We start from the raw sequence: 22,562 nt of genomic DNA on the forward strand, positions 1-22,562 counted from the left end.
AGTTGGTTCGTGTTTTTGCGTTTGAAAAGTGTGTAGGTGAGTAGCGTGATAGCGCCCCTGCCGTGGCGAAACGCCACAGGGGAGGGTGACGTATACGTAACGGGAACAGTTTATGGGCCAGCCTTAGGGCTGATTAATTGTTTCTGGATGTTGTTCAGGGGATGGTTCAAGACCGCTATCGCGAGCAAGCTCGCTCCCACAGTGGGTCTGTGTACACAAAACCCTTGTGGGAGCGAGCTTGCTCGCGATCGAGACGCCGCGGTCTGTGCGCCAGCCTCAGTAAGTCCTGCCAGTATGGTTATTAAGGGAAATAACCTTGGTCTTGCCAATGCGGTGACGGTAGATCTCACGCAGGTACTTGATGGATTTCTTCACGCAGTCGCGGGACAGGCGGATGTCGTTGATCGAGACGAACTTGTCCTTGTCGTTGATCAGCTCGCGGTACTTCTTCTCGTACATCGGCTTGATCGCGTACCAGTTGGTGTCGAGGATCTTCGCCGGGTTTTCGAATTCGTTGAGCAGGTCGTCGATGCGTGCTTCGTCGAAGTCTTCGTTGATGATGAAGTCCAGGATCGAGTTGTCCAGGGTGTCGTCGAAGCGGTACGGGGTGCGGGCGAAGCAGCGTTTGATAAAGGCCACGATCAGGGTCAGGAAATCATCCGACAGGCACGGGCTCTTGGCGATCAGGGTGGTGAGTGACAGGTTGGCCGAGGCGCCGATCACCAACGCGTAACGCTTGAGCGTGGTGTTGGGGAACAGGCTGTTGAGGTGGGTCTTGAGCCGGTTCAGGTCCATGTAGGACAGCTTGTAATCCTTGGGCAGGGAGACGATGGACACCACCGACGAGCAATTCTTGAAGAAGTGCAGGTCATGCAGGGCCGCGGCGTCGTAGCCGGAGTTCTTGTACTGCTCCAGCGACGCCCGGTAGCGCTTGGATTCGATTGGCAACAGGCTGATGCCTTCGATGGCCTGGGTGACTTTGTTGAAATGCGGCAGGTCGATGGAGCGGAAGAACAGGTCGTCGATGTTCAGGCGCGGCGGCTCTTTCTCGAACACCTTGAACTTGTCGCCGCTCGGCGCCGGGGTTTCCGGGACGACGGACTCGGCGTAGGCAATCGCCACCGGGCCGGCCAGGCTCATGAACAGGTCGTTGGCGTCCAGGCGAATGGTCTCGCCAATGTCGATGCCGGCACGGCGGAAATAGTTCTGGTCGTAGTCGGTGGTGACAGCCTGGGCCGTCAGGATGTTGAAGATCTGCTGGGAGATGTACTGGTTGGCGTGCTTCTCCATGGCGTTGACATCAATGTTCTGGATGTTGCCGTCATCGCTTTCCTCGGCATAACGCATGATGTCGTTGGAGATCAGCATCATCGCGTTCCACGGGCGGATACGGCCCATCACGCTGGCTTCGCTGCTGTCTTCGTTGGCGAAGTTGTACGAGAAATCCCATTCTTCCGACAGGTACTTGCACAGCAGGCGTCCGGCGTTGATGTGCAGCGCTTCGGACATTTCGCTGCGGTGGTCGGAAATGTTCGGCAGTACGCAGATGCCGCTGGTGAAGATCGGCTCGAAGACGAAGGAGTGGCCGCTCTTGCTGTCGTGTTCGTCCATCGGTTTGGTGTCGAACGTCTTGTTCATGTACGAGTACTGCTGGGCCAGGCCGAACTCCGAGGCCATGCCCGAACCGGTACCGCCGCCGGCGCTGAAGATCGAGAAGTACAGGCGCGACTGGTTGGCCTTGATGCCGCAGCTGTCGATCAGGTACGAGTGGATCATTTTCCAGTCGGGGCTGGAGAAGCGCTGGGTGTCCTTGTTCAGGATGATCTTGGCCAGGTACTGGCCGAGGATCGGCGCGTTACCGGCGCCACCGGCGTGGACTTCCGACAGGTCCATGATTTTCATTTTGCTGTAGTCGCGCAAAAAGCCGCTTTTCTCGCCCTTGCGTGAGAAACGGATGCGCCCGGCGATGTCCTTGTCCAGGTCGCCGAGCATCACCAGCGGTTCCACCAGGAACACCGGTTTGCTGACCTTGCTCGTGCCCAGGCGCAGGTTGTTGCGGATCCACTGTGCGGGGCTGTAGCCCTTGTCGTTGTAGCCTTTGTCTTCGGCGTTGAATTCGTTGAGGTAGAACTTGCGGGCGTTGTACACCAGCTCGGCCACGTCCAGGGCGATGTTGGAGCCGCAGCGACCCAGGCCGATCAGGCACACCGACGGGAACTCTTGCTGGGCGCGGTCGTATTCGTCATCCACCAGGTGCGGCGGACGCGGGAACACGGTGTCACGCAGGCCGTCGAGGTTATCGAGGATACGGTCGGTGTTGGTTTCGGTGAAATACAGATACTGCTGGGTCGACAGGGGGCGTGGGGGGCTCGACGGCTTCGAGACTTCCGGGCCGTTGGCGGCCGGGCTCAAGGTCAGATCGGATACCGCAGTGGCTGTTTTTTTTGAGGTCATTGTGCGCCATTTGCCTGAACGGGTGACTCGATGAATGCACTCATCGAATCATCGCGGATGGGTACTCGCGCCGGGATAAACGCGAATGTCGGTCCAAGCGGTCAGGGCTGCAGCCTGAGCAGCGCTCGGGGTAATCTTTTCCTGATCTCGTTGAATCGGCCACCGGACTTCGATCTTTAACCAACAAAAGGCAAAATGATGGCAATTGTTACAGGAAGTTGATCGGTATCAAGAAATACGCCGCGTCCCATGGCCGGGTATCAACCTTGCGAATGATTGGAGACAGCGTCCGTGCCGCTGTCTAGATTGCATATCCAGGCCACGGACCGTTGGCCCATAACAATAAAAGAGACGGACCCATGCAGAACTCGACCCAAGCGGCGAATGCCTGGCGCATTCTGTTCCTGTTGTTCCTGGCCAACCTGTTCAATTTCTTCGACCGCACCATTCCGGCGATCATCATCGAGCCGATCCGCATGGAGTGGAGCCTCAGCGACTTCCAGATCGGCATCATCGGCACCGCGTTTACCATCGTCTACGCCATTGCAGGCCTGCCCCTGGGGCGCATGGCCGATAACGGTTCGCGCAGCAAATTGATGGGCTGGGGCCTGGCGGCCTGGAGCGGCCTGACGGCGGTCAACGGCCTGGTGGGCAGTTTCTGGGCGTTCCTGGTGGTGCGCATGGGCGTCGGCATCGGCGAGGCAAGCTATGCGCCTGCGGCCAACTCACTGATTGGCGATCTGTTCCCGGCCCACCGTCGGGCGCGGGCGATGGGCATCTTCATGCTGGGCCTGCCGCTGGGCCTGCTGTTGGCGTTTTTCACCATTGGCGCGATGGTCAAGGCGTTCGACAGCTGGCGCGCGCCGTTCTTCATCGCGGCGGTGCCGGGGCTGGTGCTGGCGGTGTTCATGTTTTTCATCAAGGAACCCAAGCGCGGCGCGGCGGAAACCGTGCAGGTGTCCCAGGAAAAGATCGACCGGCCGGTTCGCCGGGTGCTGGCGATTCCCACCTTCCTGTGGCTGGTGCTGGCCGGGCTGTGCTTCAACTTCGCCACCTATGCCTGCAACTCGTTCCTGGTGCCGATGCTGCAGCGTTATTTCCTGATGCCGCTGCACGAGGCAGCTGTGGCGACTGGGATCATGGTAGGCGTGACGGGATTGTTCGGGCTCACCCTGGGTGGCTGGGTCGCGGACAAGATCCACCAGCGCGTGCCTAACGGCCGCCTGCTGTTTGCAGGGTTCAGCCTGGCGATTTCGACGGTCACCACGGCGTGGGCCCTGCATGCCGGGCGCATTGAAATCGGCGTGTTCGTGGCGGTGTTCAGCGTCGGTTGGCTGTTTGCGTACAACTTTTACACCTGCGTCTACACCGCGATCCAGGACGTGGTGGAGCCACGCCTGCGCGCCACCGCAATGGCGTTGTACTTTGCCGGGCTGTATTTGCTCGGCGGCGGCTTGGGGCCGGTGGTGGTGGGTGGTTTGTCCGACTACTTCGCCCGCACGGCCATGGCGGCGGCCGGCGTCGACCAGATGACCGAAGCGTTCAAGGCCATCGGCCTGCACGACGCGATGTACCTGATCCCGGTGGCGCTGCTCTTGACCATGGTGTTCCTGTTCCTGGCGTCACGCTGCTTCGTGCGCGATGCCAAGCGGATGAAGGATGGGATGAGCGCGCAGGTGGTGCCGGAGGGTGTCGCGGCGACGGCCTGATAGCATCTGTGGGAGCAAGGCTTGCCCGCGATGAAGGCGATGCGGTCTTTCAGAAAACCGAGGCGCCTGTTTCGCGAGCAAGCTTTGCTCCCAAAAATCCCTCGCCACAGTTTTTTGTGCATTCTGGCTAGCGAGCTTTTTCATCCCGGCCCCGCAACAGGCGATCGGGCATCGCCACTGCCGCCGCCAGTCCCAGTAACGACACCGCCGCGCTGATCAACAGCAAATCCCGGAACGTCGCCTGCAATGCCTGGCGCAAGGCATGCTGCGCTTCCCCCGGGGTGGCGTTGAGGCCGTCCAGCAAGACGTTGCCGGCATGCCCTTCACCGATCAGCGACGTGCCGGCGAGCTGGGCGAAGCTTGAATTCTGCAGCAAGGCCAGCAGCAACGCCGACATCAGGGCTACGCCCACCGCGCCGCCGAGGGAGCGGAACAGGTTGGTGGTGCTGGTGGCGACGCCGATGTCCTGTTGCTGCACGGAGTTCTGCGAACCCACCAGCGACGTGGGGAACTGCATGCCCGAGGCGATGCCGCTGAGCAGCATGAACAGGCTGCTGAGCCAGAACGCGTCGGGCGCCGTGAAGGCCATTCCGAGGATGGCGAATGGAAAGAGCAGGGCACCACTCAGGATCATCGGTTTGTAGCGCCCCGTAACCGAGGTACGGCGGCCGGCGAAATACGCGCCGATCGGCAGCCCTATCGCCAGCGGCAACAAGTGCAACGCCGCACTGTCGGCACCAGCGCCGGTCACGCTTTGGAAGCGCAACGGCACCAGCACCGTCAGGGAAATCGCCTGGAAACTGGTGAAGAACACCGTGCACCAGCACAGCACCGCACTGCGGTTGGCGAACAGGTGCATCGGTAGCAACGGTTCTCGCGCCCGGCGTTCGTGCCAGGCGAACACCCCCAGGGCTATCCCCGCGCAACCCAGCAACCCCAGCACTTCATGGCTGTGCCAGGCATGGCCCTGGCCGACTTGGGTGATCCCCAGCAGCAACGCCGTCAGGCCGATGATCAGCAACACGGTGCCCAGATAATCGATGATTGGCGTGCGTTGCGGCACTGGCAGCCCCACCAGGGTGCGTCGGGCCACCCGCCAGGCCACGAGGCCCAGTGGCAGGTTGATCCAGAACACCCAGCGCCACGACAGGTATTCGGTCATGTAGCCACCAAGCACCGGCCCGGCCACGCTGGCCACCGCGTACATGCTGCTGAAATACCCCTGATAGCGACCCCGCTCGCGGGGCGGGATGATGTCGCCGATGATCGCCTGGCTCACCGAAATCATTCCGCCGGCGCCGATGCCCTGGACAATCCGCGCCAGTACCAATTGCTCCATGTTTTGCGCCAGGCCACAGAACAGCGAGGCCAGGGTGAACAGGCCCATGCCGAACAGCATCAGCGGCCGGCGTCCGTAGAGGTCACCGAGTTTGCCGTAGATCGGCACCGACACGGTCATGGCGACCATGTAGCCGGAGATCACCCAGGCCAGCAGGCTGACGTCGGCAAATTGTGCGGAGATGGCCGGCATCGAGACGGCGACGATGGTCTGGTCCAGCGCACCCAGGAAAATCGCCAGCATCAGGGCCACCAGCACGCTGCGGATGGCCGGTTTCGGGGCTTGGGGCGTATTGAGCTGAGTCACGGCAGAACCTGCAGGCATCGCGCTGGAAAGGCGAATGGGACGAAGCCCGCAGTTTAAGTCGGTAGGCGGCTATTCGATAGCCTCGTAAGGAAGCCCGACGTAATTTTCCGCAATGGTTTTTCGGCCAGCCTCGGAGTCGAGGAAATATTCCAGCTCGGCTTCACTGATGCGCTGGTTGAAGGCGTCGTCGTCGAAACGGTGCAGCATCGAGGTCATCCACCAGGAAAACCGCTCGGCTTTCCAGACGCGTCGCAGGCAGATGGCCGAATATTGCTCCAGCAAATCCACGCGGCCGTCGCGATAGACCTTGAGCAGGATGTTGAACAGCGTGCTGACATCGCTGGCCGCCAGGTTCAGCCCCTTGGCCCCGGTCGGCGGGACGATGTGGGCCGCGTCGCCCACCAGGAACATCCGCCCGTACTGCATCGGTTCGACCACGAAGCTGCGCAGCGGCGCGATGCTTTTCTCGATGGACGGGCCGGTCACCAGGGCTTCGGCCAGATCAAAGGGCAGGCGGTTTTTCAGTTCACCCCAGAAACGCTCGTCCGGCCAGTCGGCCACTTGCTCCTCGGCGGGGACTTGCAGGTAGTAACGGGTGCGGGTCTTGGAGCGCATGCTGCACAAGGCAAAACCGCGGTCGTGTCGAGCGTAGACCAGTTCCTCGTGGACCGGCGGGGTGTCGGCCAGCACGCCGAGCCAGCCAAACGGGTAGACGCGCTCGAAGACCTTGAGTTTTTCCGCCGGAATGGACTGTCGCGCCACGCCGTGGAAACCATCGCAACCGGCAATGTAGTCGCAGTCCAGGCGCCAGGTTTGCCCTTCGTGCTCGAAGGTCACGAAGGGCTGTTCGGTTTGCATGTCGTGGGGCTGGGCATCGCTGGCCAGGTACAGCGTGCGGGCGCCGGCGGCTTCGCGGGCGGCCATCAAGTCCCGGGTGACTTCAGTCTGGCCGTAGACCATGACGTTTTTACCGCCGGTCAGGCCCTTGAGGTCGATGTGCACCCGCCGATCGTTGAGCACCAGTTCAAAGCCGTCATGGGGCAGGCCTTCGGCGTCCATGCGTTGGCCCACGCCGGCCTGGCGCAGCAGGTCGACCATGCCTTGCTCCAGCACGCCGGCGCGGATGCGGCCCAGTACATAGTCCGGGGTCTGGCGTTCGAGGATGACAGTGTCGATCCCGGCGTTGTGCAGCAGCTGGCCGAGCAGCAGACCAGAGGGGCCGGCGCCGATAATAGCGACTTGGGTCTTGAGGATTTTCATTGTTCTTATGACTCGCACGAAGCACGCGACCAGGGTCGGTGTTGATTGTTATGGACCGAGTGCCTACATTTTTCGCTTGCGGACCTGTCAGTTGAAGGGGAAAACTGAGCCGATACCTGTTCTTTTCGCCAATTAGTGCGATTATCGCCCGCACCCCCAGGCCCGGATCCACGTTATGAAAAAACCTGATCTGCCTTCGATCCCGGTGTTCAAGCTCTACGGTGAGAGCCAGGAATGGCCGACGCCGGACCTGCTGCACTGCGAAACCATCTCCAAGCGCAGTCGCGAGCATCAATGGGAAATCAAACCCCATCGGCACGCCGATCTGTGTCAGTTGTTGTTTGTCTTCAAGGGCCAGGCAGAACTGGAAATCGAAGGCCGGCGCACGCAGCTCACCGAGCCGGCCGTGCAGATCCTGCCGCCGCTGTCGGTCCATGGCTTTCGTTTTTCCGAGGATGTGGAAGGTTATGTGGTGACGCTGGCGGCACCGCTGGTCACGCACCTGCAAGCGCAACTGGGGCATTCGGTCAATGTGCTGGCCCAGGCCGAAAGCTACCCCGCCCTTGAGAATGCCGAGTACCTCAACAGCCTGTTCAGCGCCTTGCAGAATGAATACATGGGGCATCAACCGGCCCGGGAAATGCTGATGCATGCGCTGGTCAGCGTGATCATGGTCTGGGTCAGCCGCCAGGTGATGCAGCGACACACCCAGGCCCAGCGCCCGCAACGGGCCCGGGAATACCTCAACGGGTTCATTCAGTTGGTGGAAGAAACCTATCGCGAGCACGTCAAGGTCGAAGATTTGGCCCATCGCCTGGGTATTTCCGTGTCCCACCTCAACGGCACCTGCCGGGAACTGGCGGGGCAACCGGCGTTGCAGATCATGCATGAGCGCCAGTTGCTGGAAGCCAAGCGCCTGCTGACCTACACCGGCATGACCATCTACGAGATTTCCGAACTGCTCGGTTTTTCCGACCCGACCAACTTCACCCGGCTGTTCCGCCGCCGCGTCGGCATCTCGCCCAAGGCGTTCCGGGACCGGCTCAAGACCGATCAACAGGACGACTGACCACGCCTCAGCGCAGGGCGTTCAGGGTCGCGCTGTGGGGGATGCAGCGTTCGAAGTTGCAACTGGCGTGTTCACGGGGCAGTTGCCTGGCCTGCTCGACCCGGTAGGCCGCCGTGCCATACAGCGCAAGCGTGGCGGCGCAGGTGACGAAAATGGCGAGGCGTCTTTTTATTTTGATGTTCATGGCGGTGACCTCTGAACGAATACCCGGGGGTACTACATTGAGCATAGGTCAGCCGTGGCGGGTTGCCAGCCAGGCAAGTGTTGCATTTAGCCCGATATTCAGAACACTGATAACCCCCTGTTGGTGGGAGTAGACCTGTGGGAGCAAGCCTTGCTCCCACAGGTCTGCTCCCACAAACAGGGGATAGGGGGCTTTGGGATCGATTACGCCAGATGTTCAGGCTTCATCGGATCCCCTGGCTTGACGTCCAGTTGCTTGCGCACGTCTTCGAACATTTCGTCGTAGTACTTGTGCATCGAGCCGATGCTGGCGGTCTTGGGCAAGCCGTATTGCTGGGCGATACGCGTGGCATGGCGGGCGAAGTCGAAGGCCTGGTCCTTGGCCAGGAAGAACGTCTTGTCCAAGGTCTTGTCTTCCACCGTGCCATGCACCCGGAACGACATGCCTGCGCCCTCCCTGGGGTCCTGCTCAACCTTGTAGTCGATGCACAGGTTGTAGCTGAAATCATCCTTGTTCAGCGCATGGCGCTCCATGTGCAGGTGACCGGGTTCGAACATGGCCATAAAACGACTCTCCTTCGAAGGCATGGGTGTAGGACAGACCCCGGATCCGCCCTGCAAGTTTCCTGTTATCGATAAGCGATGCCGGGTGTCGACGTGCTGATGCGCGTGCCGGCAGTGCCCTGGACGATAGCATCGATGTCCGACAGCGAACCGATCACCGCGACCTTGCCCGTGTTGCGCGCGAATTCGCAGGCGGCCTGCACCTTCGGCCCCATGGAGCCGGCGGCGAAGCCGAGGCGGTCCATTTCGTCGGGGTGGGCCTGGGCGATGGCTTTCTGGGTCGGTTTGCCGAAGTCGATGAACGCGGCGTTGACGTCGGTGGCGATCACCAGCAGATCGCTTTCCAGCTGTTCGGCCAGCAGCGCCGAGCACAGGTCCTTGTCGATCACCGCTTCCACGCCTTGCAGCTTGCCGTCGGCGTCGTACATCGTCGGAATGCCGCCTCCGCCGGCGCAGATCACGATGCTGCCTTTTTCCAGCAGCCATTTGATCGGGCGGATCTCAAAGATGCGCTTGGGCCTGGGGCTTGCGACCACGCGACGAAACTTGTCGCCGTCGGGGGCGATGGTCCAGCCTTTTTCAGCGGCCAGTTTCTGCGCCTCCTCCTGGCTGTAGACCGGGCCGATAGGCTTGGTGGGGTTCTGGAAGGCCGGGTCGTTGCCATCCACTTCGACCTGGGTCAGCAGCGTGGCGAAGGGAACTTCGAAGTCCAGCAGATTGCCCAGTTCCTGTTCGATGATGTAGCCGATCATGCCTTCGGTTTCGGCGCCGAGCACGTCCAGCGGATACGGCGTGACCGAGGTGTAGGCCGCCGCCTGCAACGACAGCAGGCCGACCTGCGGGCCGTTGCCGTGGGCGATGACCAGTTGATTGCCGGGGTGGATCTTGGCGATCTGTTCGGTCGCGGTGCGGATGTTGCTGCGTTGATTGGCCGCGGTCAGGGGTTCACCCCGACGCAGGAGGGCGTTACCGCCCAGGGCAACGACGATGCGCATGGTGCTGTCCTTTCAAAAATGGGTCGAACAACGCAGTTCCCTTGTGGAAGCTGGCCTGTGGGAGCAAGGCTTGCCCGCGATGCAAGCACCTCGGTGTAACTGATGGACCGAGGCGATGCCATCGCGGGCCAGCCTTGCTCCCACAGACCTTACCCCCAGAGATCTGCTTCTACAGAGAGCAAGCTGCGTTGGGTTCTAGATATCCGCCAACGCCGCCACCAGGATCGCCTTGATGGTGTGCATGCGATTCTCCGCCTGCTCGAAGGCGATGTTGGCCGGGGACTCGAATACCTCCTCGGTCACTTCCACGCCGTTGGCCAGGTTCGGATAACGGGCGGCGATGTCTTTGCCGACCTTGGTTTCGCTGTTATGGAACGCTGGCAGGCAGTGCATGAATTTCACCCGCGGGTTACCCGAGGCTTTCATCATTTGCGCGTTGACCTGGTAGGGCAGCAATTGCTCGATGCGTTCATCCCAGGCTTCCACCGGTTCACCCATGGACACCCAGATATCGGTGTGGATGAAGTCCACGCCCTTGACCGCTTCCTTCGGGTCTTCGGTGATGGTGATGCGTGCGCCACTTTCGGCAGCGAAGGCCTGGCACTGGTCGATGAAGTCCTGGTGCGGCCACAGGGCTTTCGGTGCGCCGATGCGTACGTCCATGCCCAGTTTGGCGCCGATCATCAGCAGCGAATTGCCCATGTTGTAGCGGGCATCGCCCAGGTAGGCGTAGCTGATGTCATGCAGCGGCTTGTCGCTGTGTTCGCGCATGGTCAGGGTGTCGGCGATCATTTGGGTGGGGTGGAATTCGGCGGTCAGGCCGTTGAACACCGGCACCCCGGCGAACTTGGCCAGTTCCTCGACGATCTCCTGTTCGAAGCCACGGTATTCGATGGCGTCGAACATCCGCCCCAGGACCCGGGCGGTGTCTTTCATGCTTTCCTTGTGGCCGATCTGCGACGACACCGGGTCGATGTAGGTGACGTGGGCGCCTTGGTCATGGGCCGCGACTTCGAAGGCGCAGCGGGTGCGGGTCGAGGTTTTCTCGAAGATCAGCGCGATGTTTTTGCCTTGCAGGTGTGGACGCTCGGTGCCGGTGTATTTGGCACGCTTGAGGTCGCGGGACAGGTCCAGCAAGTAATGCAGCTCGCGAGGGGTGTGGTGCATCAGACTCAGCAGGCTGCGGTTGCGCATATTGAACGCCATGATGTGGATCTCCTCAGGTGTAGGTTATCCCCGGGGCCGGTCTCTGCCGTGGGATGGAGAGCGTTGCCGGCCCAGGCTCAAAGGTCAGTAATCGATCGGGTCGCGGATGATCGGACAGGTCATGCAATGACCACCGCCCCGGCCACGGCCCAGCTCGCTGGCGCTGATGGTGATGACTTCCACGCCGGCCTTGCGCAGCAGGGTGTTGGTGTAGGTGTTGCGGTCGTAGCCGATCACCACGCCCGGTTCCAGGGCCACCACGTTGTTGCCGTCGTCCCATTGCTCGCGTTCGGCGGCGAAGCTGTTGCCACCGGTTTCCACTACCCGCAATGCCGGCAGCTTGAGGGCCGAGGCGACGGTGTCGAGGAAGCTGCCTTCTTCGCGGCGCACATCGATGCCGCCGGGCTTGCTCTCGTCAGGGCGCAGGGAGAAGGCGACAATCTGGCTCACCACTTCCGGGAAAACCGTGACCAGATCGCGGTCGCAGAAGCTGAACACGGTGTCCAGGTGCATGGCGGCCCGGGATTTCGGCAGGCCGGCGACGATCACCCGCTCCACGGCCTTGTGCTTGAACAGGTTCAGCGCCAACTGGCCGATGGCCTGGCGGGACGAGCGTTCGCCCATGCCGATCAGCACCACGCCGTTGCCAATGGGCATCACGTCGCCGCCTTCGAGGGTGGCGTTGCCATGTTCCTGGTCCGGGTCGCCGTACCAGACCTGGAAATCCGCCTGGGTGAACTCGGGGTGGAATTTATAGATGGCGCTGGCCAGCAGGGTTTCCTGGCGCCGCGCCGGCCAGTACATCGGGTTCAGGGTCACGCCGCCGTAGATCCAGCACGTGGTGTCGCGGGTGAACTGGGTGTTGGGCAGCGGCGGCAGGATGAAACTGGAGTGCCCGAGGAAGTCGCGGAACATCTGGATGGTCTTGCCACCGAAGCTGTCCGGCAGGTCATCGGCCGAGACGCCGCCGATCAGGAATTCGGCGATATGGCGCGGTTCCAGGCTGCGCAGCCACGAACCGACTTCATTCACCAGGCCCAGGCCCACCGAATTGGCGGTGATCTTGCGCTGCAGGATCCAGTCCAGGGCTTCGGGAATGGCGACGATGTCGGTCAGCAGGTTGTGCATTTCCAGCACGTCGATGTCCCGCTCGCGCATCTTGGTGACGAAATCGAAATGGTCGCGCTTGGCCTGGTTGACCCAGATGACGTCATCGAACAGCAGCTCGTCGCAGTTGTTCGGGGTCAGCCGTTGGTGGGCCAGGCCTGGGGAACAGACCATGACTTTACGTAATTTTCCGGCTTCGGAATGAACGCCGTACTTCACTTTTTCCGTGGTCATTACACATCCTCCCGTTAAAACAATCAGCCAACTACAAGGTCAGGAAGCCGTCGTAGAGCCCGTAGGCCGCCACCAGGGCGCCTGCGATCACTGCGGCGAAAATCAGCTTCTCGACAGCGGTAAAAATCGGTTTGCCCAACTCGTGCTTGGCCTTGGCGAACAGAATCGCGCCGGGGGCATAGAGCAGGGCGGAGAGCAGCAGGTACTTGATCCCGCCGGCATATAGCAGCCACACCGCGTAGATCAGGGCGATGGCGCCGATGAGCAGGTCCTTGCGGCGCTCGGCCAGGGCGTTTTCATAGGTCTCGCCGCGCACCGCCAGCAGCACGGCGTAGGCCGCCGACCACAGGTACGGCACCAGGATCATCGAGGTGGCGAGGTAGATCAGTGACAGGTAAGTGCTGGCCGAGAACAGGGTGATGATCAGGAACAGCTGGACCATCGCGTTGGTCAGCCACAGGGCATTGGCCGGTACGTGGTTGGCGTTCTCCCGACGCAGGAACTCGGGCATGGTGTGGTCCTTGGCGGCGGCGAACATGATCTCGGCGCACAGCAGCACCCAGGACAGCAGGGCGCCGAGCAGCGAAATCACCAGGCCGACGCTGATCAGCACCGCGCCCCAATGCCCCACGACATGCTCCAGCACGGCGGCCATGGACGGGTTCTGCAACTTCGCCAATTCCGGCTGGGTCATGATGCCCAGGGACAGCACGTTCACCAGCACCAGGAACAGCAACACGGTGATGAAGCCGATCACGGTGGCCTTGCCGACGTCGCTGCGTTTCTCGGCGCGGGCGGAAAAAATACTCGCGCCCTCAATGCCGATGAACACCCACACGGTGACCAGCATCATGCGCCGCACTTGGGTCATCACGCTGCCCAGGTCCGGATTTTTCAGGCCCCAGATGTCGGCGGTGAAGATATCGAGCTTGAAGGCGAACACCGCGATCAGCACGAACAGTACCAGCGGTACGATCTTGGCCACGGTGGTCACCAGGTTGATGAACGCGGCTTCCTTGATGCCGCGCAGCACCAGCCAATGCACTGCCCACAACAACACCGAGGCGCCGATCACCGCTGCGACGGTATTGCCTTCGCCAAAGATCGGGAAGAAGTAGCCCAAGGTGCTGAACAGCAACACGAAGTAACCGACGTTGCCCAGCCAGGCGCTGATCCAGTAGCCCCAGGCCGACGAAAAGGCCATGTAGTCGCCGAACCCGGCCTTGGCGTAGGCATACACGCCGCCGTCCAGGTCGGGCTTGCGGTTGGCCAGGGTCTGGAACACGAAGGCCAGGGTCAGCATGCCGACAGCGGTGATGGCCCAGCCGATCAGCACGGCGCCGACATCGGCACTGGCGGCCATGTTCTGGGGTAGGGAGAAAATCCCGCCACCGATCATTGAACCCACTACCAGGGCGACCAGCGCACCCAGTCGAAGTTTTCCGGGGGTATCAGACATTGCATGACTCCCATGCGAGGGAAGAGAGTCACCAGCCTAAGTCGATTCGAACGGTCGGCAGCTGATCTGGGTCAGGTAACCTGTGGACGCGAGCTCGCTCGCAATGGCGCAGACAATTTGGCGACGGGTGGGCCGCTATCGCGAGCAAGCTCGCTCCCACAAGGGGTTGGCGTTGTACACAAATAAGTTTCCGCTGCAGATCCACTGTGGGAGCGAGCTTGCTCGCGATAGCGATTGAACGGTCACCACTGCGCGCGATGAGCCCCGAGCTCGGCGGCTGGCAAGGCCCACTGCAACGGCGTTGCGGAAATTTTCAGCGGTACCTGCAATCGATGCGCCGGGCCCCAGGGTGTCTGCTCCACCAGGAGTTCCTGGTCGCTCTCGTCTTCAGGTCGCAACCCGGCCTCGCTTGCGGCCCCACGCTCGATCAACAGCTTCGCCGTGCGCGCCAGTGACAAGCGGGCCGAGCCGCCGTGGCCGCTTTCCAGGCGCCGGGTCAACAGCACCAGGACACTGGCCGCCAGCAGATAGCCGGTGCCATGATCCAGCGCTTGCACCGGCAGCGGCGTCGGCTTGTCGCTGTGTTTCCAAGCCATGCCGGCTTCGGCAATGCCGCTGCTCATTTGCACCAGGCTGTCGAAGCCGCGACGGTTCTGCCACGGGCCGCTCCAGCCGTAGGCATTGAGGCTGACGTCGATCAGGCCCGGGGCCAGTTGCCGGCGCTGCTCGGCGCCATAGCCCAGGTGTTCCAGGGCATCGGCACGGTAGCCGTGCAGGAGAATGTCGGTGTCCTTGAGCAGTGCCTCGAACGCTGCGCGATCATCGGCCCGATGCAAGTCGAGGCGGGCGCAGCGTTTGCCCAAGGTGACTTCCGGGACCACGCCAGGCTCGTTCCAGGTCGGCGGATCGATGCGCAGCACGTCGGCCCCCAGGCCCGCGAGGAAACGGCTGGCGATGGGGCCGGCCAGCACGCGGGTCAGGTCCAGGACCTTGAGGCCCGCCAGCGGCTGAGTCACGGCGCCGAGCCAGGGTTTGCGCTGCTCCGCAGTCGTTTCACTCAGGTGCACCAGCGGCTCGGCATTGACCGCCAGACCCTGAGGGTGGGTTTGCCAGGCCTGCCACGAACGCATCTCGGCGGCGCAACCGCCTGCGTCGACCACGGCCTGTTCCAGCTCGGCCTTGTTCCAGCGGGCCACCCTGGCCGCCATGTCGGCGCGGTCGGTGCAGGTGCCGAGGACCTTTTCCGCGGCCAGGCGATGATGCGGTGCGTTGGTGTGCAGGCGAATCCAGCCGTCGGCGCTGGCGTAGTCGCCGGCCACCGCGTCCCACATTGGCGGCACGCTCCAGCCGATGGGGCGCAGGGACGTGGAGAACCAGAACGACGCCAGGCGCCGGTCGACCTCGACGGGTGGCCGGCGGCCGGTTTGCTGGTGGATGAGCGCGGCGGTCGCCTGGCCGGCCACGGCGATGCTGGCGCTGGCCAACTCCGTGACGGCGAAGGCCGAGGGCAGGGCGCCTTCACCGCTGAAGGTGATTGGAGTCGTGGGCAAGCCGAGTGCGGCTTGCATGGACGTGAGCAGATCTGCCATCGAAAGCCCTCCAGTACGAGAGGGCGATCATAGTTCAAAAATCCGTTGGGGGCCGCTTGGCGGCCCAGCGGGAGCAAGCTCCCTCGCCACAATTGCCTTGCACCTGTTCCGGTCGCGACCAGATCCACAGGTTGCCCAGGCCCATGCCAGCGAGCGCCAGGTAAACCGGCCAGCCGTGGTCGAGCATCACTAGCATCAATCCTGCGCAGAGCAGCATGCTGGCGGTGGCGCCGACCTTGGCCTGGCGGGGGATGACCTTGCCGTTGCGCCAGTTGTGCAACATCGGCCCGAATAGCCGATGGTTCTCCAGCCAGGCGCTCAGGCGCGGTGAGCTGCGGGTCGCGGCCCAGGCGGCCAGCAGGATGAACTCGGTGGTCGGCAGGCCGGGCACGACGATGGCTACCAGGCCGATGGCCAGGCTGGTGTAGGCGAGCAGGGCGAAGAGCCATTGGGTGAGTTTGGAGGGTGTGCGGCTCATGTATTTCTATCCGACATGCACTTTCCCCTGTGGGAGCGAGCTTGCTCGCGATAGCGGTGTGTCAGGCGCATGAAGAGCGACTGGTCTGGCGTCATCGCGAGCAAGCTCGCTCCCACACGGGTTCCTGGGGGGGCAGCAATATGTATCCACCATAAATCCCAGTGGGAGGCGGACCGTCAGGCCAACTCGGCCGCATAGGCCTGTTCCAGCAACACGGTAAAGCGATTGAATGCGTCCAGCGCGCCTTTGTCCGCCTCGGCTTCCTGCTGTTCGGTAAAGGCCAGGCCGTCGAGGGTGCGGGTGAAGGTTTTCCAGCCTTCGGCGCGTCCGCCGGCAGGTTCCGCCAAATGGCGGGCGCCGAAGGTTTCGCTCAGCCCCAGGCCCACGGCACGCTTGATCAGGAACGCGGCGCCGAGCTTGGAGCCTTCTGAGACGAACAGCCAGCCCAGGGCTTCGGCCTGGGTCGGGTTGTTCACCGCACCGGCCACCTGCGCGGGGACTTCGGTGTCCAGGTCGGCGAGATCCGCCTTGGCTGCGTCGGCCCGGCACCGGGCCGGCAGGTCGGGGATCAGGCTGGACAGCTCGGCGTCGTTGTACAGTGCCACCAGTTCCGACTGGAACAGGTACTGGGCGACGACGAAACGGGCGAAGCTGGCCGGGGTTTCGAACGGGGCGTGGGCCTTGACCAGCGCGTCGAGTTTGCTGTGAGGTTCGTGGGTGATCTGGTTCAGGCGTTGGGAGCGGGAAGCGGGGCGTTGTGATGTCATGAAAAATTCCTTCGAATGAGAACGTGTGGCGAGGGGGTGTGGGAGCAAAGCTTGCTCGCGAAACAGACGCCACGATCTCTGGAAAGACCGCATCGCCTTCATCGCGGGCAAGCCTTGCTCCCACATGTCTCTCCTCGCCAAAGGTGTCTGTTTTGCCTGGGCAACCGAGTCAGATATCCCAGATCAGGTTCACCGCGAAGTTACGCCCAGGCGCCGTCAGGCGATCGAGGTTGGCGGGGTTCAGCACCGCCGCTTCGCCAACACTGTCGTAGCCGCGCACGTCATCCCACAGCCAGTACTTCTTGTCGGTGAGGTTGTAGAGACCGCCGCTGACGGTCACGTCGCGGGTCACCTTGTAGAAACCCGTCAGATCGAGGATGCCGAAGCCTGGCGTCTTGAACTGGCTGCTCACGCCATCGGGCGAGTTGAAGTTGCTGTCGTCGACGCGGTCTTTTTTCTTGACTAGGGTCCAACTGAGCAAGGTGCCGAACTGCTCCTGGTCGTAGCCCAGGCCGAACACGCCGGTCAGCGGGTTGACGCTGTTGAGCGGTTCGCCCGTGTCGTTGTTTCGCCCGTAGAGGTAGGCCACTGAGCCTTGGGTATAGAGGCCTTTCGGCGCCCCCAGCACGTCCAGGTCCAGGCGTCCCTTGACTTCGGCGCCCTTGATGGTGGCGTGCTTGATGTTGTTGCTCTGGAAGGTCAACTGGTTGGCGCCGGGGGTGATGGCGTCCTCGTTGATGAAATCGCGGTACGTGTTGTAGAACACCGCCACGTCGAACGAACCGGAATCGAAACGGCCCTTGAGCCCCGTCTCATAGCTTTTGCTTTTTTCCGGTTCCAGATCTGGGTTGGGCTCGACGCTGTAGCCGGCGTCGGGGTTTTCGAAGCGGCCATACAAGGCCTTGGCGGTCGGTGTGCGGAAGCCTTCGGCGTACTGGCCGTACCAGGTGTACTCGTCGCTCAGGGCATAGGTCAGGCCGAACTTGGGTGAGACGCGATGCCAGGTCTTGTTCTTGCCGCTGACGTTACCGCCGCCGGTAGGGTCCACAGCGTTGAGGAATTCCTGAGTCAGGTGCGGCTTGAGCTGGGTGTAGTCGTAGCGCAGGCCCGGCGTGAAGGTCCAGCGCTCCCAGCTGATCTGGTCCTGGGCGAACAGGCTGTAGGTGTTGATGGTCGGGTCCGGGAAATCACTGACCTTTGCCAGCACGTCCCGGGTGCTGATGGCGCCCACCGCGGAGCAACCGGCGCCGACCGCCAGGCACACGCCATTGCCGCTGCGCGAGCCGGTGACTTTCTGTTGCTTGATGGTGGTGCCGTAGGTCAGCGCGTGATCGGTGTCGGCGACGCTGAAGGCCTTGTCCAGTTGCGCATCGAAGACCCACTGCTTTTCTTCGTAGAGGGTATCCCGGGTACGCAGGACCTGGCGGGTGATCGGGAAGTAAAACTCGGCGGTGCTCTGGTCGGTCTTGGCGACCTGATGGTTGAGGCTCCATTTGACGTGGTCGGCCAGCAGGCTGTCGAGGGCGAAGCGGTGCTCCAGGCCGAAACGCTCGCGGGTGATGGTGTCGTTGCCGGTGCGCCACTGGTACATGCCGCCGGGCAATACAAAGTCGGGGATCGCCGGCTGGCCGTTGGCGTAGGGGCCGCCGTAGGCGCTTTTCAGGTCGCTGTCGCGGTCGTCCTTGTATTTCTCGTAGACCAGGCCAAGGCGTGCATCATCGCTGTAGTTCCAGCCGAGCTTGGCCAGCACGTTGTTGGCGCGCACGTCTTGCGGGTTGGCGGCGGTGCGGTCCAGGCCGGTGCTGTTGTGGCTGCCGTAGGATTGGGTTTCGTGACCGTCGCGCTGGCTGTAGTGGAGCAGGCCGTCGAAGGGGCCGCTGCGACCGGCGACGGTGGCGGACTTGAGCCAGCTCTCGTCGGCGGAGCTGTAGCCGGTCTTCAGCCGCGCGCCAACGTCCTCGCCCGGCTTGATGATGTCGTCCGGATCGAGGGTGAAGTAGCTCACGGCACCGCCGATGGCATTGCTGCCGTACAGCACCGAGGCCGGGCCGCGGAGGATTTCCACGCGCTTGATGATTTCCGGGTCGACGTAATTGCGCTGGGTCTTGGCGTAGGGGCCGTTGAAGAAATCGCCGGGTACTTCCACGCCGTCGACCTGGGTCAGGATCCGGTTGCCGTCGATGCCGCGAATGTTATAGCCGCTGATGCCGCCGCGTTGGCCCGCACCGCCCACCGACACGCCCGGTTCATAGCGCACCAGGTCTTTGAGGGTATTGACGTTGTTGCGGTCCAGTTCCTGGCGGTCGTGGACGGTGACCGTGCTCGGGACGCTGGTGATGTCTTGCTCCTGGCGGGTGGCGCTGATGGTCACCTGCTGCAGCTCCATCGCGCTGCCGCTGCTGCGCCTTTCCAGGACGATGCTGTTGTCGCCCAGCTTGCGGTAGTCCAGGTGGGTCCCCACCAGCAGGCGTTCCAGGGCTTTTTCCGGCGGCAGCGAGCCGTTCACTCCTGGCGACGCGACGCCTTCGGCCAGTTCCGCTGGCATGCCGACTTGCCAGCCGGTGACCGCGGTGAATGCATTCAAGGCCGAGACCAAGGGCTGCCGGGCGATGGCAAAGGTGTAGTCGCCCATGTTGCGGGCAGCGGGTTGTACGGTATTGGCGGCCAGGGCGAGCGGCGCGGTGCCGGCCATCAGGATGGCGGCGGTGAGCAGTGACAGCGTGCAAGAGGGGGCAAGAAACCGGCAAGTAAGGCGAGAGGACATCGATAGCGCTCCGTGTCGCATCTGTTATAGGTGCAGATCGCATCGCTGGATGCGAATCAATTGCATTGGCTATAACGAGACGAACCAGCGGAGCCTATCGAGTAAAAATAATTCTCATTTAGTTCAAGATCACCAGCGCCGGGAATTCCTGGAGCCGCGCCGAGGTGATATGGGCCAGGGAGCGAACCACGTCCAACGGCTGATCGAGGCGGTAATTGCCGGTCACCGCGACATTGGCCAACTGTTCGTTACTGTTGATGATCCAGCCGGGGTAGTAGCGGCGCAGCTCGGCCAGTACCTGGCTCAGCGGCCGATTCTCAAACACCAGCCGCCCCTGGACCCAGGCCAGGTCCGTGTTGGCATCGAGCCGGGCCGGGCGGTCGAAGCCGTTGGGGCCGATGCGGATACTTTCGCCGGCCGACAACCGTACATGGGTGTCGTTGCGGTTGGCCCGCAGGTCCACATCGCCGCGCTGCACCTGGACCTGGGCCACGCCGTCGAGGTAACGCACGGCGAACGTGGTGTCGCTGACGCTGGCGGTGACCGGGCCGGCGTCGATTTCCAGCGGCAGGGTGCGGTTGCCCGGCACTTCGAAGAAGGCCTCGCCCTTGTACAAGTGGGCCACGTGCCGTTGTTCGCTGAACGTGCTGGAGAAGGCCGAGTCGGTGTTGAGCAGGACCTTGGAACCGTCCTCCAATTGCAAGCGCTGGCGCTCACCGACCACCGTCAGGTGATCGGCCTGGAAATGCAGGGGCAGGTCGCTGAAGTTGAACAGGCCGAGGAACACTACCGCGGCGGTGGCCAGGGGTTTCCAGTGGGCGCGCAGGCGCGACAGCGCGGTGACCTTGGGTGCGGTTGCAAGTCGGCGGGCACCCTCCAGCACCTGCGGGCCGTTCCAGATCGCCTGGGCCCGAGCGAACGCCTCGCCGTGACGTGGATCGGCCGCCAGCCAGGCCTGGAACTGCCGCGTCTGTTCCTCGCTGGGGCTGTCCAGCAGGATCAGCCAGTCCAGCGCCTGCTCCATGGCATGGGCGGTTTCCGGCGTCGGCGCAGGAGAAGGGGAGTTGTCCGTCACGGTGGGTTCTCGTTCCTCGGTTCAGCGGCAAGTTACAAGCTTCAAGCTTCAAGTCGCAAGCACAAGCCCGCAAACAACTTGCAGCTCGAATCTTATCGCTGCAGCTGTCCCACACAGATCGCCATGATCAGTTTGAGTTCCTTTTGCACCGTGCTCAGGGACACGCCCAGCCGTTCGGCGATTGTCTGGTAACTGTGGCCATGCAGGCGGCTGAGGATGAAAATCTGCTGTTGTCGCGGGCTCAGGGCCTGCAGGCTGACGTCCAGGCGCTCGAGCAGTTGTTGGGCATGGGCGGCGTCCTCGGCACTGCTCTGGGGAGCGGCGACGTTATGGACGACTTCCAGCGGTACGTCATCCAGCAGGGTTCGAGACTGGATGCGTCGGGCACGCAGATGGTCCAGCGCCAGGTTACGGGCGGTCTGGAACACAAAGGGTTCAAGGTGCTCGACCGTGCGTTCGGCCAATGCGCGGGTGACGCGCAGGTAGGTTTCCTGAAGCAGGTCTTCGGCGGTACTGGGGTTGCTGACCATGCGCTCGAGGGTGCGCAGCAGCGGCGTGCGCTGGGCGAGGAAGACGTGATGAAAGCGCGATTGACTCACGGTAGGGCCCGATCCGGTTCGAGTTGATGATAATGCTTATCATCTACAGGGCGGGTCAAGCCTTCATTTCACCAGCGTTGAAACCCTGTGGGAGCGAGCTTGCTCGCGATGACGGAGTGCCAGTCGCCATTGATGTTGGCTGATACACCGCTATCGCGAGCAAGCTCGCTCCCACAGAAAAGCTCAAGACTGCCGTGTCGATTATTCCGCGTTACACAACGCCAGGCAGTTATCCAGCATGCGGTTGGAGAAGCCCCATTCGTTGTCATACCAGGCCAGTACCTTGAGCAGCTTGCCGCTGGCCTTGGTGTGGTTGGCGTCGAAGATCGACGACAGCGGGTTGTGGTTGAAGTCGCTGGAGACCAGCGGCAGGGTGTTGTAGCCGAGGATCTTCGAATGCTGGCTGGCATGGCGCAGCAGCTCGTTGACTTCTTCGGCCGACGCTTCGCGCTTGAGCTGCACGGTGAGGTCGACCAGGGACACGTTGATCACCGGTACGCGCACCGCCATGCCGGTCAGCTTGCCGGCCAGTTCCGGCAGCACCAAGCCCACCGCTTCGGCGGCGCCGGTCTTGCTCGGGATCATGTTCTGGGTGGCCGAACGGGCGCGGTACGGGTCGCTGTGGTAGACGTCGGTCAGGTTCTGGTCGTTGGTGTAGGCGTGGATCGTGGTCATCAGGCCACTTTCGATACCCAGCTCGCGGTGCAGCACCTGGGCCACCGGGGCCAGGCAGTTGGTGGTGCACGACGCGTTGGAGATGATCTGGTGGGACTGGCGCAGGATATCGTGGTTCACGCCGTACACGACGGTGGCATCGGCGCCCTTGGCCGGGGCCGAGATGATCACCTTGCGGGCGCCGGCGCTGATGTGCGCGGCGGCCTTGGCACGGTCGGTAAACAGGCCGGTGCATTCGAACACGACGTCGATCTTCTCGGCCGCCCAAGGCAGTTCGGCCGGGTTGCGGATGGCGCTGACCGAGATGCGGTCGCCATTGACCGTCAGGCTTTCGTGGTCGTGCTGCACGTCCGCATCGAAAGTGCCATGCACGGTGTCGAACTTGAGCAGATGGGCATTGATGGCACTGTCACCCAGGTCGTTGATGGCGACGATCTGCAGGTCGCGACGATAGCCTTGGGTATACAGTGCACGGAGGACGTTGCGGCCGATGCGGCCAAAACCATTGATTGCGATTCGAAGAGTCATTAACTGCGCCGCCGTCGATTTGTTGTTGGAATTACAAGATTATTCGCATAAAAATAGAAAACAAGCCTTTTTAGTGGCAATATTTTGGTTTATCTACAACGAGTGACCTGAATCAACTGGTCCGAATGGTCAAAAACCGTCTGTCGCCTCGCCTTCCACACAGCGTGCGGCGGGCTTTTGACCAGCATAGACAATCAGGTCG

Annotated in this window: 18 protein-coding genes; 2 read left to right on the top strand and 16 right to left on the bottom strand. The window is 62.3% G+C overall.

Going from position 1 to position 22,562, the window contains the following annotated elements; genetic code table 11:
• Window positions 1-276: 276 nt before the first annotated feature.
• Window positions 277-2,454, bottom strand: a complete 2,178-nt coding sequence (locus tag PSH84_RS10920) for a hypothetical protein (protein WP_305470008.1) — start codon at window positions 2,452-2,454, stop codon at window positions 277-279.
• Between the two features lie 359 nt (window positions 2,455-2,813).
• Here PSH84_RS10920 and PSH84_RS10925 point away from each other — a divergent pair, with 359 nt between their 5' ends.
• Window positions 2,814-4,163: a spinster family MFS transporter gene (locus PSH84_RS10925; protein WP_305482866.1), complete on the top strand. Its 1,350-nt coding sequence runs from the start codon at window positions 2,814-2,816 to the stop codon at window positions 4,161-4,163.
• 127 nt (window positions 4,164-4,290) lie between these two features.
• On the opposite strand, the gene PSH84_RS10930 is transcribed toward PSH84_RS10925, so the two are convergent.
• Together PSH84_RS10930 and pobA are read right to left on the bottom strand one after the other, a co-directional pair.
• A complete protein-coding gene (locus tag PSH84_RS10930) occupies window positions 4,291-5,808 on the bottom strand; it encodes an MDR family MFS transporter (protein WP_305482868.1) in 1,518 nt (505 codons plus the stop codon).
• A gap of 69 nt (window positions 5,809-5,877) precedes the next feature.
• The gene (pobA, locus tag PSH84_RS10935) at window positions 5,878-7,068 is read right to left on the bottom strand and encodes a 4-hydroxybenzoate 3-monooxygenase (RefSeq protein ID WP_305470012.1); all 1,191 of its coding nucleotides are present in this window, start codon (window positions 7,066-7,068) and stop codon (window positions 5,878-5,880) included.
• A gap of 175 nt (window positions 7,069-7,243) precedes the next feature.
• Between pobA and PSH84_RS10940 the strand changes: the two genes are divergently transcribed.
• On the top strand, window positions 7,244-8,137 hold the full coding sequence (locus tag PSH84_RS10940; RefSeq protein ID WP_305482870.1) for a helix-turn-helix domain-containing protein: 894 nt from the start codon (window positions 7,244-7,246) through the stop codon (window positions 8,135-8,137).
• Window positions 8,138-8,144: 7 nt separating this feature from the next.
• Here PSH84_RS10940 and PSH84_RS10945 read toward each other — a convergent pair whose 3' ends face one another.
• From PSH84_RS10945 to gap, 13 genes are all read right to left on the bottom strand, one after another.
• On the bottom strand, window positions 8,145-8,321 hold the full coding sequence (locus PSH84_RS10945; protein WP_163006774.1) for a hypothetical protein: 177 nt from the start codon (window positions 8,319-8,321) through the stop codon (window positions 8,145-8,147).
• A gap of 203 nt (window positions 8,322-8,524) precedes the next feature.
• Window positions 8,525-8,884 carry a DUF5064 family protein gene (locus PSH84_RS10950; protein WP_122566861.1) on the bottom strand — a complete coding sequence of 120 codons (360 nt, stop codon included), beginning with the start codon at window positions 8,882-8,884 and terminating at the stop codon, window positions 8,525-8,527.
• A 65-nt stretch (window positions 8,885-8,949) separates the two neighbouring features.
• Window positions 8,950-9,879, bottom strand: coding sequence for a carbamate kinase (gene arcC, locus PSH84_RS10955; protein WP_305470014.1), 930 nt, complete (start codon window positions 9,877-9,879; stop codon window positions 8,950-8,952).
• Between the two features lie 195 nt (window positions 9,880-10,074).
• The gene (locus tag PSH84_RS10960; RefSeq protein WP_122566859.1) at window positions 10,075-11,085 is read right to left on the bottom strand and encodes an ornithine carbamoyltransferase; all 1,011 of its coding nucleotides are present in this window, start codon (window positions 11,083-11,085) and stop codon (window positions 10,075-10,077) included.
• A gap of 84 nt (window positions 11,086-11,169) precedes the next feature.
• Window positions 11,170-12,426: an arginine deiminase gene (gene arcA, locus PSH84_RS10965; protein ID WP_122566858.1), complete on the bottom strand. Its 1,257-nt coding sequence runs from the start codon at window positions 12,424-12,426 to the stop codon at window positions 11,170-11,172.
• 31 nt (window positions 12,427-12,457) lie between these two features.
• On the bottom strand, window positions 12,458-13,885 hold the full coding sequence (arcD, locus tag PSH84_RS10970; protein ID WP_305482872.1) for an arginine-ornithine antiporter: 1,428 nt from the start codon (window positions 13,883-13,885) through the stop codon (window positions 12,458-12,460).
• 242 nt (window positions 13,886-14,127) lie between these two features.
• Complete coding sequence (locus PSH84_RS10975) at window positions 14,128-15,474, bottom strand: CoA transferase (protein ID WP_305482874.1); 1,347 nt, start codon at window positions 15,472-15,474, stop codon at window positions 14,128-14,130.
• A gap of 34 nt (window positions 15,475-15,508) precedes the next feature.
• The gene (locus PSH84_RS10980) at window positions 15,509-15,952 is read right to left on the bottom strand and encodes a YbaN family protein (RefSeq protein WP_305482876.1); all 444 of its coding nucleotides are present in this window, start codon (window positions 15,950-15,952) and stop codon (window positions 15,509-15,511) included.
• A gap of 176 nt (window positions 15,953-16,128) precedes the next feature.
• Window positions 16,129-16,719 carry a biliverdin-producing heme oxygenase gene (locus PSH84_RS10985; protein ID WP_305482877.1) on the bottom strand — a complete coding sequence of 197 codons (591 nt, stop codon included), beginning with the start codon at window positions 16,717-16,719 and terminating at the stop codon, window positions 16,129-16,131.
• A gap of 169 nt (window positions 16,720-16,888) precedes the next feature.
• Window positions 16,889-19,483, bottom strand: a complete 2,595-nt coding sequence (locus PSH84_RS10990; protein WP_305482878.1) for a TonB-dependent receptor — start codon at window positions 19,481-19,483, stop codon at window positions 16,889-16,891.
• 118 nt (window positions 19,484-19,601) lie between these two features.
• Window positions 19,602-20,507: a FecR family protein gene (locus PSH84_RS10995; RefSeq protein WP_122566852.1), complete on the bottom strand. Its 906-nt coding sequence runs from the start codon at window positions 20,505-20,507 to the stop codon at window positions 19,602-19,604.
• A gap of 143 nt (window positions 20,508-20,650) precedes the next feature.
• Entirely contained in the window at window positions 20,651-21,157 is a 507-nt protein-coding gene (locus PSH84_RS11000) for an RNA polymerase sigma factor (protein ID WP_122566851.1), read from the bottom strand.
• A 201-nt stretch (window positions 21,158-21,358) separates the two neighbouring features.
• Complete coding sequence (gene gap / locus PSH84_RS11005; RefSeq protein WP_003184623.1) at window positions 21,359-22,360, bottom strand: type I glyceraldehyde-3-phosphate dehydrogenase; 1,002 nt, start codon at window positions 22,358-22,360, stop codon at window positions 21,359-21,361.
• Between the last annotated feature and the right edge of the window lie 202 nt (window positions 22,361-22,562).

It is taken from the genome of Pseudomonas beijingensis, from assembly GCF_030687295.1.
In the GTDB taxonomy this organism is placed as follows: Bacteria; Pseudomonadota; Gammaproteobacteria; order Pseudomonadales; family Pseudomonadaceae; genus Aquipseudomonas; species Aquipseudomonas beijingensis.

Bases quoted from the DNA above. Each gene is read 5' to 3' on its own strand.
- PSH84_RS10920 (WP_305470008.1), bottom strand. From the start codon at position 2,454: ATGACCTCAAAAAAAACAGCCACTGCGGTATCCGATCTGACCTTGAGC.
- PSH84_RS10925 (WP_305482866.1), top strand. From the start codon at position 2,814: ATGCAGAACTCGACCCAAGCGGCGAATGCCTGGCGCATTCTGTTCCTG.
- pobA (WP_305470012.1), bottom strand. From the start codon at position 7,068: ATGAAAATCCTCAAGACCCAAGTCGCTATTATCGGCGCCGGCCCCTCT.
- PSH84_RS10940 (WP_305482870.1), top strand. From the start codon at position 7,244: ATGAAAAAACCTGATCTGCCTTCGATCCCGGTGTTCAAGCTCTACGGT.
- PSH84_RS10945 (WP_163006774.1), bottom strand. From the start codon at position 8,321: ATGAACATCAAAATAAAAAGACGCCTCGCCATTTTCGTCACCTGCGCC.
- PSH84_RS10950 (WP_122566861.1), bottom strand. From the start codon at position 8,884: ATGGCCATGTTCGAACCCGGTCACCTGCACATGGAGCGCCATGCGCTG.
- arcC (WP_305470014.1), bottom strand. From the start codon at position 9,879: ATGCGCATCGTCGTTGCCCTGGGCGGTAACGCCCTCCTGCGTCGGGGT.
- PSH84_RS10960 (WP_122566859.1), bottom strand. From the start codon at position 11,085: ATGGCGTTCAATATGCGCAACCGCAGCCTGCTGAGTCTGATGCACCAC.
- arcA (WP_122566858.1), bottom strand. From the start codon at position 12,426: ATGACCACGGAAAAAGTGAAGTACGGCGTTCATTCCGAAGCCGGAAAA.
- arcD (WP_305482872.1), bottom strand. From the start codon at position 13,885: ATGTCTGATACCCCCGGAAAACTTCGACTGGGTGCGCTGGTCGCCCTG.
- PSH84_RS10975 (WP_305482874.1), bottom strand. From the start codon at position 15,474: ATGGCAGATCTGCTCACGTCCATGCAAGCCGCACTCGGCTTGCCCACG.
- PSH84_RS10980 (WP_305482876.1), bottom strand. From the start codon at position 15,952: ATGAGCCGCACACCCTCCAAACTCACCCAATGGCTCTTCGCCCTGCTC.
- PSH84_RS10985 (WP_305482877.1), bottom strand. From the start codon at position 16,719: ATGACATCACAACGCCCCGCTTCCCGCTCCCAACGCCTGAACCAGATC.
- PSH84_RS10990 (WP_305482878.1), bottom strand. From the start codon at position 19,483: ATGTCCTCTCGCCTTACTTGCCGGTTTCTTGCCCCCTCTTGCACGCTG.
- PSH84_RS10995 (WP_122566852.1), bottom strand. From the start codon at position 20,507: ATGGAGCAGGCGCTGGACTGGCTGATCCTGCTGGACAGCCCCAGCGAG.
- gap (WP_003184623.1), bottom strand. From the start codon at position 22,360: ATGACTCTTCGAATCGCAATCAATGGTTTTGGCCGCATCGGCCGCAAC.